The following is a 12,885-nucleotide window of genomic DNA, read 5'->3' on the forward strand; positions in this document are numbered from 1 at the left end:
CTCGCGAGAAATACAAGGCTGGAGTAGTAACCCGATGACCGAGGACAGTCACCGCACCGCAGGCGCCTCCTACGCGGCAGCAGGAGTCGATATCGCCGCAGGCGACCGGGCGGTGGAACTCTTCGCCCCTCTGGCCAAGAAGGCCAGCCGCCCCGAGGTCATGGGTGGCCTCGGTGGTTTCGCCGGCTTGTTCTCCCTCAAGGGTGACTACAAGGAGCCGCTGCTCGCCGCATCGACCGACGGCGTCGGAACCAAGCTCGCTGTCGCGCAGGCGATGGACAAGCACGACACGGTCGGACTCGACCTCGTCGCCATGGTTGTCGACGACCTCGTCGTCTGTGGCGCCGAGCCGCTGTTCCTTCAGGACTACATCGCTGTCGGCCGGGTCATCCCCGAGCGCGTCGCGGAATTGGTCAGCGGCATCGCCGAGGGCTGCATCCAGGCCGGTTGCGCTCTCCTCGGAGGCGAGACCGCCGAGCACCCCGGCATCATGGCCGACGGTGACTACGACCTCTCCGCCACCGGCGTCGGTGTCGTGGAGGCCGAGAAGCTGCTCGGACCGGACCGCGTTCGCCCCGGCGACGTCGTCATCGCCATGGGCTCGTCGGGACTTCACTCCAACGGTTACTCCCTGGCCCGCAAGGTCCTGCTCGAGATCGACCGCATGAACCTGAGCGCACACGTCGACGAGTTCGGCCGCACGCTCGGTGAGGAACTGCTCGAGCCCACGAAGATCTACGCCAAGGACTGCCTGGCACTCGCTGCCGAGACCGACGTGCGCACCTTCTGCCACGTCACCGGTGGCGGCCTCGCCAACAACCTTGCACGCGTCATGCCCAAGGGCTTGGTCGCCGAACTCGATCGCGGAACCTGGAGCCCCGCTCCGGTGTTCGCGATGATCGCGCAGCGCGGACGCGTCGAGCGCGCCGAGATGGAGCAGACCTTCAACATGGGCGTCGGCATGGTTGCCGTCGTGGCGCCCGAGGACGTCGACCGCGCACTTGCCGTCCTGACTGCACGCCACATCGACTGCTGGACGCTCGGTAGCGTCAAGAAGGCGTCGGACGCCGCTGCAGAGCGTGCGTTCCTGGCCGGAGACCACCCGCGCTTCTAGGCCGCAACGTCAGCTGCCCCATCGGAGAGATCCGGTGGGGCAGTTTTGTGTGTCCGTACAAGCAGGCGCGGGGCAGAAAATGGAACGCAAAAATGAGGAAGAGCGATCAGCTCTTCCTCATTTCACAGTCTGCGCGGTGGCAGTGCGCGGTCAACGCCGCCAGTCGTCGTAGTCGTCCTCTCGCGCATGCCCTTCCCTATCGGAAGTCTGGTCCGATCGGACACTGCTCCGATGCGAGTTGGTCGATCCACCTGCGAGCTCTCTTTGCAGGCTGTCGAAATCCGTGGTCGGTACGCTGTACTTCAATTCGCGTGCAACCTTGGTCTGCTTTGCCTTAGCCCGGCCGCGGCCCATGGCTGACCCCCTCGCGCTTTCGCGGGGCGGCCTGGGGAATTTGGCGGCCCCGTTTGAGTGTGTAAGTTTCCTGACACACACTCTAGCGTGGAAAAGTCGCTTCCGCTTCCACGAACGCCTCACCGCCGTGTCTGATTGCTCTCACTATGGCCGCGAGCTGCCAGGATGCTGAAAGAACTCGTCAGAACTTTGTGAGAACTGCTCAGAAGTTTCCGGGAATTGCGCGAATCGTCCCTACTCGGGCGTCGCCGCCGAAGACCGGAGCGGATGCGAGAGCCGCCAATTCCTCGGTCCACTCGGTGTTCATTCGCTTGAGCAGAGCTGCCGCCAATGGCAGGAGCGCCCGCTCGTGGCCGTCGTCGATCTTGAGGGCGAAAGCGGAACCGTCTGGAAGCGCTCCGGCGTAGATGCCGTCGTATCCGGTCTTGGAGAACAGACCCGGCACGGCGGACATCAGGCGCTGATCGTTGCGGCCCGTGCCCGAGACGAGGAAGGGGTTTTCGCGGACCGCGTCGGCCACAGCCCGTTCGGGGGAGTCCGGCTCAGCCGAGGGCAGGCGTCCGAATGCCCGAGCCAGGTTCGCGAGCGAAAGCGGGACGATCGGGAGACCACAACCGTCGATGCCGAGTTCCTGCTCTTCCTCGCCGCTGAGATCGAAGATCGTCTCCTGGATCGCGAGTTGGAGGGGATGGGTCGGCTCCATGTACGTCTCGAGCGGCCAGTCGTTCACGACGCACGTCGCGAGCATCGCGGAGTGCTTGCCCGAGCAGGTCATGTAGATCGGACTGGGAAGCTCGCCCGCTGCGATCAGTTCGGCTCGGGCCAGTTCGTTGCCCGGCAGATCGGAGGGGCACTGCAACTGGTCGACACCGAGTTGGTAGCGAGCGAGAAGCGCGGCGACCAATTCGATGTGATCGGCCTCGCCCGCGTGTGAGGACGACGCGACGGCCAACTCTTCCGGACTGGTGGGTGCAAAGCCGTTACGGAGCGCTGCGACGGCTTGCAGCGGCTTATTCGCCGAGCGCGGGTAGATGGGTGTGTGAATTTCCCCGAGTCCGACGACGACCTCGCCGTCGGCGCCGAGAATGACGGCCGATCCGCGATGCACGCATTCGCGGAATCCGGAGCGGACCACTTCCACCAATTCGATACTCACGAGTGCACCTGCGCTTCTGCTTGTTCGATGAACCTCTGGACGCGCGCGGTGACGTTCGGTGCAAGATCGGTGTGTTCTGCGAGGAGCCGTCGAAGTCGCTCGGGGTCGGTTCCGGCGAAGACCTCTCGAACCGTCACCCCGTGCTCCGGGACGTGGACTCGGGTCACCGAGTCGCCCGCGGCGATCGTGCCGGTCCGGTTGACGCGAAGGTAAGCGCCCACGTCGGTCCGTTCGGTGAATCTCTTGACCCAGCCCTTTTCCTCGGCCCAGATGCCGAACGTGCCGCACGGGACGCGGGGAGCGGTTACCTCGAGTTCGAGAACGTCCGACGCCTCGGCTCCGGTGATGTGCCAGCGCTCGCCGATCACGGCGTCAGTAACAAGCATGCCGCTGATGTGGAGATTCTCGCCGAACCATCCGGGGCCGAGCGGTCGGCCCAACTCGTCCGACCAACGCTGCGCTTCGTCGCGCTGATACGCGTAGACAGCTTGGAAGGCGCCGCCGTGGAACTCGGTGTCGCAGACGTAGTCGCCACCCAGGCCGAGTCGGCCGACCGCTACGCGGCCGTCGACGGGACGCTTGTCGATCGCGGTCCGGGGGACTCGCCTGACGCCACTGTCACGTTCGGTGTGGACGACGCAGACCGCGTCGACCATGCCCGTCACTTTCCGCGCAATCGGTTGACAGCCTCACGTCCGGCCTGGGGTGCGTCGTCCGCGACGATCGAATCCGGATCGATGGACGCAGCGCTGGGGCCGGCCATCAGTTCGGTGTCGACCGGAATGTTGCGCTTGATCAGAGCGAGCGCGATCGGGCCGAGTTCGTGATGATTGACGACGGTCCCGACACGTCCGACTGCCCGTCCGCCCGCCGTGATCGGATCACCCGGTTCCGGGACCGCTTCGGCGCTGCCGTCGAGGTGCAACATGACGAGATGGCGCGGGGGCTTGCCGAGATTGTGAACCCGGGCGACGGTTTCCTGACCGCGGTAGCAGCCCTTGTCGAGGTGGACGGCGCCGTGTTCGGCCGGCCCGCCGATCCAGTGGACCTCGTGCGGGATCGTCCGCTCGTCGGTGTCCAGTCCGAGGCGAGGCCTCCTCGCTTCGACGCGGAGCGCCTCGAAGGCCCAACTTCCGGCGGGCTTGGCACCGGCATCGGTCAGCTTGGTCCACCACGCCGCCAGTTGCTCACGTGGGACGAGCAGATCGAAAGAGTCCTCGGTGGGCCACGGCATGCGGCGGACGAACCCGCCGTCGGCCAGCGCGAGAGCGTCGTAGGCATCGGCTGGTGTCTGCACGCCGATCGCGGAGAGGACAGCCGGGGATTCGGGACCGACCAGGCTCAATACCGCGAGCTCGTTGCCGTCCCGAGGCTCGGCCTTGGACCAGAACACCATCTTCTTCAAGAAGGAGAGGAGGTCGGGTCCGCGGTCGGCTTCGGTGTCGATCCAGGTGACACCGGCCAGGTCCGTCTGCACGAAGTGGTGCTCGACGCGTCCGTTGACATCCAGGCTCAGGTTCTCGGCACTCTTGCCGTCGGGGAGCGCGGCGATGTGCTGGCTCGAAATCGTGTGCAGCCACGTGAGGCGTTCGTCGCCGGGAATGGCGATCACGAATCTGTGACTGCGGTCGACCACCACTGCTGCGCGCTGCGCGGTTCGCTGTTCACCGAGGGGATCGCCGTAGTGCCATGCGACACCGATGTCGGCCGAACCGTCCGGTGCGGTGACCGCGCCGGGGGAAGTCAGAAGTGGGCTGTTGGGCACAAGAGCGTTGTCGACCACAAGACCAGTCTAGGAGTGTGGGCGGGATCGCGGTTACAGGGCGGCCCCGGCGGCTTGGCGGATCGTTAGGGTTGATGGCATGCCTGATCGCGTATTGGTGACTCTCGACCATGAGGTGCTCGATGCTGACGCACCGTTTCTGCACGCCGACGACCTGGCGGTGGTGCGCGGCGACGGAGTCTTCGAGACGCTGTTGGTGCGCGACGGTAGGGCGCGGGTGGTCGAGGGACATCTGAGTCGACTGGTTCTGAGCGCGCGGGCACTGGGTCTGCCCGCCCCCGTTCTCGATGACTGGCGTCTGGCGATCGAGATGGCTGCCGAGGAGTGGGGGACAGAGAAGGAAGGCGCTCTTCGTCTTGTTCTGACCCGCGGCCGTGAGAGCGGTGACAAGCCGACAGCCTTCGTGATGGTCGGTCCGGTGGCTGATCGGGTCAGACAGGTCCGCGAATCGGGGCTGTCGGTGATGACTCTCGAGCGAGGTTTCTCGGTCGATCTCTCTGCCCGGGCACCCTGGCAGCTACTGGGCGCGAAGACGTTGTCCTACGCAACCAACATGGCAGCGCTCCGATATGCGGCGAATTTGGGTGCCGACGATGTGATCTTCGTCAGTTCCGAGGGCAATGTGTTGGAGGGGCCACGCTCGACGGTGGTGATTGTTCGGGACAGGACTTTGATCACACCGCCTCCCGCACAGGGCATTTTGATGGGTACGACGCAGCGTGCTCTGTTCGACGTTGCCGGCAGTGCTCGCTTCGATTGCCGATACGAAACCCTCCGACCTGCGGATTTGATTGCGGCCGACGGAGTGTGGATGGTTTCGAGCGTCACGCTGGCCGCACGCGTCCATACACTCGACGGGCTCGCATTGCCAGAGCCGAAGGTCTCCGAGGAATTCGCGGAATTGGTTGAACGTGCAATTGATTCGGATTCAGCAGGGCGATAGGCGAATAGGAATCGCGACAGGTCTCTACTACATTTGGTAGTAGCAAAGTCCTGCGGTCCAAACCGGACAGCAGTACCGTGTCCGCAGGGGCCGAGCGACTGCCCGCGTCTCGAACCCCGAAGCCTGTCCCAGGGCCCTACTCTCGGAGTAGCCAATGGATACTTTGGACGTCTCCAGGTGGCAGTTCGGTATCACTACCGTCTACCACTTCATCCTTGTTCCGCTGACCATCGGACTTGCACCGATGATCGCGATCATGCAGACGATGTGGGTGGTCACCAAAAAGGACCACTGGTATCGGCTCACCAAGTTTTTCGGCAAGCTCTTTCTCATCAACTTCGCACTCGGTGTAGCCACTGGCATCGTGCAGGAGTTCCAGTTCGGCATGAACTGGAGCGAGTACTCGCGATTCGTCGGTGACGTGTTCGGAGCTCCACTCGCGTTGGAAGGCCTGGTCGCCTTCTTCATGGAGTCCGTCTTCATCGGACTGTGGATCTTCGGTTGGGGCAGGCTTCCCAAACTTGTACACCTGGCGTGCATTTGGCTCGTGGCGATCGGCGTCAACGCGTCGGCGTTCTTCATCATCGCGGCCAACTCGTTCATGCAGCATCCGGTCGGTGCGACGTACAACCCTGAGACGGGTCGTGCCGAGCTCACCAGTATCTGGGAGCTGTTGACCAACAACACCGCTCTTGCTGCCTTCCCGCACGCGGTTGCCGGCGCCTTCCTGACGGCGGCGACGTTTGTTGCCGGCATCAGTGGTTGGTGGATGGTGCGGAACATGCGCCGCGCCAAGCAGGCTGAGGCCGCCGAGGCCGAGCGTCTCGAAACCGACGCGCGAACGATGTACCGCCCGGCAACACGATTCGCCTTGCTCGTCATGATCGTGGCCGGGATCGGCATCATCTACACCGGTGACGTCCAAGGCAAGCTCATGTTCCAGCAGCAACCCATGAAGATGGCGTCGGCAGAATCGCTGTGCGACACCGAGATGGATCCGGATTTCTCGATTCTCACCATCGGTACACACAACAACTGTGACAGCGTGACGCACGTTCTGAAGGTGCCGTTCGTTCTACCGTGGTTGGCCGAGGGCAAGTTCACCGGCGTCGAACTGCAAGGCGTGAACCAACTGCAGGAGCAGGCAGAGCAGGACTTCGGACCGGGCAACTACCGACCGAATCTCTTTGTCACGTACTGGTCTTTCCGCGCCATGATCGGCCTCGCCGCCGGTTCGGCAGCACTGGCTCTCGCGGGACTGTGGGTCACACGTAAGGGGCGGGTCCCGGACCAGAAGTGGTTCGGAATCCTCAGTCTCGTCGCGATTCCCACTCCGTTCATGGCGAACAGCGCGGGCTGGATCTTCACCGAGATGGGCCGTCAGCCCTGGGTGGTGCATCCCAATCCGACCGGCGTAGACATGATCAGACTGACTGTCGACCAAGGTGTTTCGGACCACGCGTCGGCTACCGTCTGGGCTTCGCTGATCACCTTCACCCTCCTGTACGGAGCGCTGGGTGTCGTCTGGTTCAAGCTGATCGTGCGGTACGCGAAGGAAGGTCCGTTGGAGCACGACATGCATCCACCGGGCGATACGGATCATGACGAGCCGGAAGATCCGGACAAGCCCAAACAACTGTCGTTCGCGTACTAGGAGGCGATCATGGGACTTCAAGAAGTATGGTTCGTGCTCGTCGCAGTACTGTTCATCGGTTACTTCGTCCTCGAAGGATTCGACTTCGGTGTCGGAATGCTTATGCCGATCGTCGGCAGAGGCAGTGACCTCCCGGCAGATACGCGTCGACGGGTGGCGCTCAACACGATCGGCCCGGTGTGGGACGGCAACGAGGTGTGGCTGATCACCGCCGGTGGCGCGATGTTCGCGGCATTCCCGGAGTGGTACGCGACATTGTTCTCCGGGTTCTATCTACCGCTGCTGATCATCCTGGTGGCCTTGATCGTTCGAATCTGTGCCATCGAATGGCGAAGCAAGATCGACGACGACAAATGGCGTCAGCGCTGCGACTGGGGCATCATCTTCGGCTCCTGGGTCCCGGCAGTTCTCTGGGGCGTGGCTTTCGCGAACATCGTTCGGGGCGTGGCGATCAACGCCGACAAGCAGGTCGAGTCGGGATTCTTCGATCTGCTCAACCCGTACGCACTGCTCGGCGGTCTGACCACTGCGCTGGTGTTCGCTCTCCACGGCGCTGTGTTCCTGGCGCTCAAGAGTGCCGACGAGGTTCGTGAAGACGCAGTGAAAATTGCTGCACGACTCGCAATTCCGGCTATTCCCGTCGCCGGCGGATTCGTCCTGTGGACGCAGCTCGCCTACGGCAAGGGATGGACGTGGATTCTGGTAGCCGCTGCTGCTGCTGCACTGATCGGCGTCGTCTTCCTGACGCGGGCCGAGCGCGAAGGCTGGGCCTTCGTTCTCACCTGTGTGGCCGTCATCGCCACCGTCGTGCTGCTGTTCGCCTCGCTGTTCCCGAACGTCATGCCGTCGACGCTCGATCCGGCGTACAGCCTGACCATCGAGAACGCGTCGTCGAGTCCGTACACGCTCAAGGTGATGACGTGGGCCGCGGCATTCATGACGCCGGTGGTGATCATCTACCAGGGTTGGACGTACTGGGTGTTCCGACAGCGCATCTCCTCGAAGCAGATTCCGGCGTCGATCGGTCTGCGATTCAAGGAGAAGACGTGGTAGTCACCAACCTTGAATCACGGAACATTCGAATGACGAAAGAACTGACGGTCGAATTCACGTGACTATCGAAGTAGGCGACGCTCCCACCACTCGGGAGCGTCGCCGGGGGCCGATCGACCCGCGACTGTGGCGCCATTCCGCCTCTGCGCGCGGCTATCTGATCCTGACGGTCGCTCTGTCGATGGTGAACGTCGTGATGGTCATCGTCGCGGCGCTCATGATCGGCCGAGTCCTGGCCGGAGTGATCACCACTCGAACTGTGGATGTTTCTTCGTGGACAACCGAATTGGTTGTTCTGGCCGCAGCTGTGGCGGTCAGGGTTCTGGGGACCTGGCTGCAGACCAGATACGCACACCGGGCGTCGACTCGCGTCGTTGCCGAGATCAAGAACGGCGTGCTGACGTCGGCGACGGCGATGAGTCCACGCGATCTGGATCCTCGGCGTGACGAGATCGCGACCGTGGTCACCCGCGGTGTCGACGGCCTCGGCCCGTACCTGACGGGATACCTTCCGGCTCTGGTCCTGTCGGTGACACTGACGCCTATCACCCTGATAGTCATTGCGGTGCAGGACATGACGTCTGCGGTCATCATTTTCGTGACGCTGCCGCTGATCCCGATCTTCATGATTCTGATCGGCTTGCTGACAAAGGGAAAATCGGAGAAGACGTTGGCAGCGATGACCACGCTGTCTTCGCAGCTGCTCGATCTACTTGCCGGACTGCCGACGCTGCGAGCGCTCGGTCGTCAGCAAGGCCCTGCCGAGCGAGTCCGTGAACTTGGTGACGCCCATCGGCGAACGACCATGTCTGCCCTCCGCGTCGCATTCCTGTCCTCGATGGTGCTTGAACTGCTCGCAACACTCTGCGTCGCATTGGTGGCCGTGAGCATCGGCTTGCGACTCGTGTACGGGGACATGTCACTCGAGCCGGGGATAGTCGCGTTGATCCTCGCGCCCGAGGTGTATCTGCCACTTCGGATGGTGGGAACCCAGTTCCACGCCGCCGAGGACGGAATGGCAGCAGCCGACAAGGCATTCGAGGTGATCGAGGCGGATTCTGCGGCACCGGAGGGTGGTAGCACGACGGTGGTCGCTTGCGGCGCCGACATCGTCTTCGACGGACTCGGCGTGACCTCTCGTGGGGGAGTCGCACCGTCTCAACTTTCCGCCGTGGCGTCACCAGGGGCGATCACCGTGCTCACCGGTCCCAACGGCTGCGGCAAGTCGACGGCAGTGCACGCGCTCCTCGGACTGATCGAACCGAGCAGTGGCCGCGTGACGGTCGCCGGCGTCGATGTCCGAGACCTGGACGAGCACGCGTGGTGGAGTCAGTTGGCATGGCTTCCCCAACATCCGGTCCTCCTACCCGGCACCGTTCGTGAAAATCTCGATCTCACCGGGGTCGTCGATGCGCAAGCATTGGCTCGCGCCGCTGCTGCGACGGGATTCGACGCGGTATTGGCCGAGCTGCCTGCGGGTGTCGAGACCGTTATCGGCGTCGGCGGCACAGGTTTGTCGCTGGGGCAGCGACAACGACTGGCGCTGACACGCGTGCTCGCCTCCGACCGCGCAGTTCTTGTCCTGGACGAACCCACCGCTCACCTCGATTCCGATTCTGAAGGGACAGTGTTGGCTTCTCTGAGAGCACGGGCGGAGCTCGGCGACACTGTTGTCGTGATCGGCCACCGTCCAAGTGTGCTCGCCGCAGCTGACCGGATCGTCGAGGTGCGCGCTCATGAGAAGTGACGCTCACGATCCGCTTCTGCGTGCTCTTCGGCTACTGGAACTTCGACCACGACGCATACTGACTGCGGTGGCCGCCGGTGTGGCAACACTCGGTAGCGCACTCGCCTTGGCCGCGCTGTCCGCATGGTTGATCACGCGCGCATGGGAGATGCCTCCCGTTCTCGATCTCAGCGTCGCTGTGGTTGCCGTGCGTGCACTGGGAATCTCGCGTGGCGTCTTCCGCTATCTCGAGCGATTGACGACGCACGACGTCGCATTGCGCGGCACCACCGCAGCGCGGTCGAGGATCTACCAGCAGTTGGCAGCGGGAGATCCCGCGGCCGCCGCCGGACTACGACGCGGTGACCTGCTCTCCCGTACGGGCTCCGACGTGGACGCGCTGGGCGACGTCGTCGTCAAAGCGCTGATCCCGATTGCTGTTTCGGTTGTCCTCGCCTTCGCCGCGGTGGGAATCCTGTTGTTCATCTCGATTCCGGCCGCACTCATTCTGGCTGTTGCGCTGGCGGTGTCCGGGATTGCGGCGCCCTGGCTGTCGGCGCGAGCTGCTCGACTTGCGGAGGCCGACAGTTCAGCTGCCGCAGCGCGATTCAGTGCGTCAGCGGTGACCGCGCTCGACCATTCCGCTGAGCTTCGAGTATCAGGTCGCTTGGATCAGGCGGTGAGCGAGGCTGTGTCCGCCGAGAACGAGGTGGTCGATGCAACCGATCGCGCGGCGGTACCGAGTGCCTTTGCCGCCGCTGCGACGCCCCTGGCAATCGGCGTGAGCGTCCTCGGTGCCCTGCTGATCGGAATTACGCTGTACGGAACCACCGACATGTCACCGATGTCCATGGGAATCCTTGTACTGCTTCCGCTGTCGGCTTTCGAGGGAACCGCGATACTGCCCAGCGCGGCAGTTGCATTGACCAAGGCGCGGCTGGCGTCGGCTCGCATCATGGCGGTACTCGATCGAGCCGACGCGGAACACGTCGAAGGAAATCGTGCGTGGCCGGAGAACGGGATTCTCAGCGTGCATGCATTGCAGGCGGGTTGGCCCGGGGGAAAAGAGACCGAACCGCTCTCCGTGGATCTTCCTCGCGGTGCCCGCGTTGCCGTCGTCGGGGAGAGCGGATCCGGAAAGACCACCGCACTGATGACGATGGCGGGGTTGCTGCCGCCCGTCGCGGGAACAGTTCGCGTTGGCGAAGTGGATATTTCGGATATCGATCCGGCCGACCTGCGCAGGCACGTGGGGTACTTCGCCGAAGATGCGCACCTCTTCGAGACGTCGGTACTCGAGAACCTGCGCGTTGCGCGGGGTGACCTCACCGCCGAGGACGCGGAGAAGGCACTTGCCGCAGTCGGTCTCGGCGACTGGTTGTCGGAACTGCCGGAAGGGCTCGACACCTACCTGGTCGGCGGCATGCGAGCGGTTTCGGGCGGTGAGCGTCGTCGGTTGCTGTTGGCACGCGCGATCGTCTCGCCTGCGGAGGTGCTGCTGCTCGACGAGCCGACCGAGCACATGGACGCGGAGGCCGGCGCTCAGTTGCTCCTCGAGTTGCTCGCTCGCGACGCAACGCTGGTCGATTCTTCGCGAACCGTTGTTGTCGTCACCCACCAACTTCCGGACGGCACAGCAGCTGACCAGGTGATATGCGTCGGAAAAGTTTCTGTGGAAAATACGTTGCCGTCGTCGTGAAGTGGGCGTACTTTCTCCTTTACACAAGGAAGGAGGTGGTCTGAAATTGAAGTACAGACGGACGCGTGAGGTGGCTGCCAGCTAGCCGCAATCGCTGATGGAATTCACTTACCGCGTGAGCGGCCGGCGAATCCCAGGCAGCCACCCGACCCCCGAGCCCCCGATCAGTCCGACCGGGATCCGCGCGAAAGCGTGGGTGTGGCTCGGGGGTCGCTTCGTGCCGTGCGCCTTTATTAACCCCCGGCGGTTAATAAAGGCGCACAGCGTGGACAAGGATTAGGCCCCCACCAACCACCGCGCTCGAGGATCGCTCTGACCTCGGCTGCAGTTCGGCACGAGGCCCCCTCCACCTCCTCCCAACCGAAGACCAGTGTGGCGTTGCCTGACAGTTCGGATGCGTTACCTCGCCGCCGATCCCGCAGTGCAGTCGCCCGAGAAGAGTGGAAGGCAAAACCGTCGAGTCGAACGATCAGTGCGACACCGCAATTGCGGTAGTCGACGTCCTCGTAGAGAGTTCTCCCATCGACGATGACCGGCGATTGCCGTCGTGCTTCCGGCAAACCGTGTGCTCGCTCGACTTCGATTGCGTAGCGATGTTCGAGTACCGACTGGACGCCGCGATCCAAGAGGTCCAATGTCGAGGACAGCGCTTTGACATATCGCCTCGGCCGGCGGCACTCCATTCGGGTGCGTAGTTCCATCCGGGACACCTTGCACGCCGTGGCGGAGCGGACCAGAGAACGAGCGGCGTCGCGAGCCGACGGCTCTGCAACCGCCAGGTCAATTGCGGTGTCGGCCAGCGAAGTACGAGCAGGCTGAGTGGCAACGCCGATGTGGGCCTGAGCGCGTGAACGATGAACGATCACTCCGGGATGGGCAGTGGACCACCCCAACGGAACGGGGCGCGCCGGGGAGCGTTCGGGTCTGACCGTCGGCCTCTGACAGCGTGAGGATCTGCCGTATCGGACCGTGATGTGGACCGGCAGTTCGGACTCGATGTGCGTGAGCCCCCACTCTTCAGCTGCAGTCCGGTGACTCAGGTAGGTCTCTCCGCCGCCGAAGAGAAGGGCGGCCTCGAGAATCATTGCTCGGTTGAGTGGGCCGTTGGTGCTGGATTGAACGCCGTGGAGGACGGAAGTCCATTGACCCGATTCGACCAGATGTTGGATGCGCCGCGGTGAATAGCCGAAAGGGCGCAGCTGTTTATTGGTCGCGAGCCCGTGCTGGAAGTCGAAGAGTCTTCGGAGATCAGGATCGATGTAGTCGCAGTTCATGCGAATACCGTGAGATCGCGGTCCGACAGGAATCGGTCGAAACTGCCGCTCCAGAGCCCGCCTGTGGAATTTGTCGGTGCCTGTGGATGGATCTGCTGTGCGCCTTTATTAACCGCCGGGGGTTAATAA

11 protein-coding genes are annotated in these 12,885 nt (G+C 63.4%); 6 read left to right on the forward strand and 5 right to left on the reverse strand.

All coding sequences use genetic code 11. From position 1 onward, the window contains the following. The first annotated feature begins 34 nt into the window (after positions 1 to 34). The gene (gene purM / locus RE4_RS04600; RefSeq protein ID WP_003940225.1) at positions 35 to 1,114 is read left to right on the forward strand and encodes a phosphoribosylformylglycinamidine cyclo-ligase; all 1,080 of its coding nucleotides are present in this window, start codon (positions 35 to 37) and stop codon (positions 1,112 to 1,114) included. A 150-nt stretch (positions 1,115 to 1,264) separates the two neighbouring features. On the opposite strand, the gene RE4_RS30590 is transcribed toward purM, so the two are convergent. The 4 genes from RE4_RS30590 to ygfZ all read right to left on the reverse strand — a co-directional run bounded on the left by RE4_RS30590 (position 1,265) and on the right by ygfZ (position 4,407). Next, complete coding sequence (locus tag RE4_RS30590; RefSeq protein ID WP_003940337.1) at positions 1,265 to 1,468, reverse strand: DUF3073 domain-containing protein; 204 nt, start codon at positions 1,466 to 1,468, stop codon at positions 1,265 to 1,267. Positions 1,469 to 1,670: 202 nt separating this feature from the next. Beyond that, positions 1,671 to 2,624 carry an asparaginase gene (locus RE4_RS04605; protein WP_060938083.1) on the reverse strand — a complete coding sequence of 318 codons (954 nt, stop codon included), beginning with the start codon at positions 2,622 to 2,624 and terminating at the stop codon, positions 1,671 to 1,673. Then, positions 2,621 to 3,289, reverse strand: coding sequence for an MOSC domain-containing protein (locus tag RE4_RS04610; protein ID WP_060938084.1), 669 nt, complete (start codon positions 3,287 to 3,289; stop codon positions 2,621 to 2,623). The genes RE4_RS04605 and RE4_RS04610 overlap by 4 nt, the downstream gene beginning before the upstream one ends. Continuing rightward, on the reverse strand, positions 3,286 to 4,407 hold the full coding sequence (gene ygfZ, locus RE4_RS04615) for a CAF17-like 4Fe-4S cluster assembly/insertion protein YgfZ (RefSeq protein ID WP_029256128.1): 1,122 nt from the start codon (positions 4,405 to 4,407) through the stop codon (positions 3,286 to 3,288). The genes RE4_RS04610 and ygfZ overlap by 4 nt, the downstream gene beginning before the upstream one ends. A gap of 79 nt (positions 4,408 to 4,486) precedes the next feature. On the opposite strand from ygfZ, the gene RE4_RS04620 reads away from it, so the two are divergent. From RE4_RS04620 to cydC, 5 genes are all read left to right on the forward strand, one after another. Continuing rightward, on the forward strand, positions 4,487 to 5,350 hold the full coding sequence (locus tag RE4_RS04620; protein WP_019745097.1) for an aminodeoxychorismate lyase: 864 nt from the start codon (positions 4,487 to 4,489) through the stop codon (positions 5,348 to 5,350). A gap of 154 nt (positions 5,351 to 5,504) precedes the next feature. Then, positions 5,505 to 7,004 carry a cytochrome ubiquinol oxidase subunit I gene (locus tag RE4_RS04625; RefSeq protein WP_020970618.1) on the forward strand — a complete coding sequence of 500 codons (1,500 nt, stop codon included), beginning with the start codon at positions 5,505 to 5,507 and terminating at the stop codon, positions 7,002 to 7,004. A gap of 9 nt (positions 7,005 to 7,013) precedes the next feature. Then, a complete protein-coding gene (cydB, locus tag RE4_RS04630; protein ID WP_003939727.1) occupies positions 7,014 to 8,057 on the forward strand; it encodes a cytochrome d ubiquinol oxidase subunit II in 1,044 nt (347 codons plus the stop codon). A 58-nt stretch (positions 8,058 to 8,115) separates the two neighbouring features. Continuing rightward, the gene (gene cydD, locus RE4_RS04635; protein ID WP_021332108.1) at positions 8,116 to 9,804 is read left to right on the forward strand and encodes a thiol reductant ABC exporter subunit CydD; all 1,689 of its coding nucleotides are present in this window, start codon (positions 8,116 to 8,118) and stop codon (positions 9,802 to 9,804) included. Beyond that, positions 9,794 to 11,482 (forward strand): thiol reductant ABC exporter subunit CydC, encoded by a 1,689-nt coding sequence (gene cydC / locus RE4_RS04640; RefSeq protein WP_060938085.1) that lies wholly within the window; start codon positions 9,794 to 9,796, stop codon positions 11,480 to 11,482. The genes cydD and cydC overlap by 11 nt, the downstream gene beginning before the upstream one ends. Before the next feature lie 233 nt (positions 11,483 to 11,715). On the opposite strand, the gene RE4_RS04645 is transcribed toward cydC, so the two are convergent. Further along, positions 11,716 to 12,756, reverse strand: a complete 1,041-nt coding sequence (locus tag RE4_RS04645) for a type IV toxin-antitoxin system AbiEi family antitoxin domain-containing protein (protein WP_029256123.1) — start codon at positions 12,754 to 12,756, stop codon at positions 11,716 to 11,718. Positions 12,757 to 12,885 lie beyond the last annotated feature (129 nt).

This window comes from Rhodococcus erythropolis NBRC 15567 (genome assembly GCF_001552595.1).
GTDB classification, from domain to species: Bacteria; Actinomycetota; Actinomycetes; order Mycobacteriales; family Mycobacteriaceae; genus Rhodococcus_F; species Rhodococcus_F erythropolis.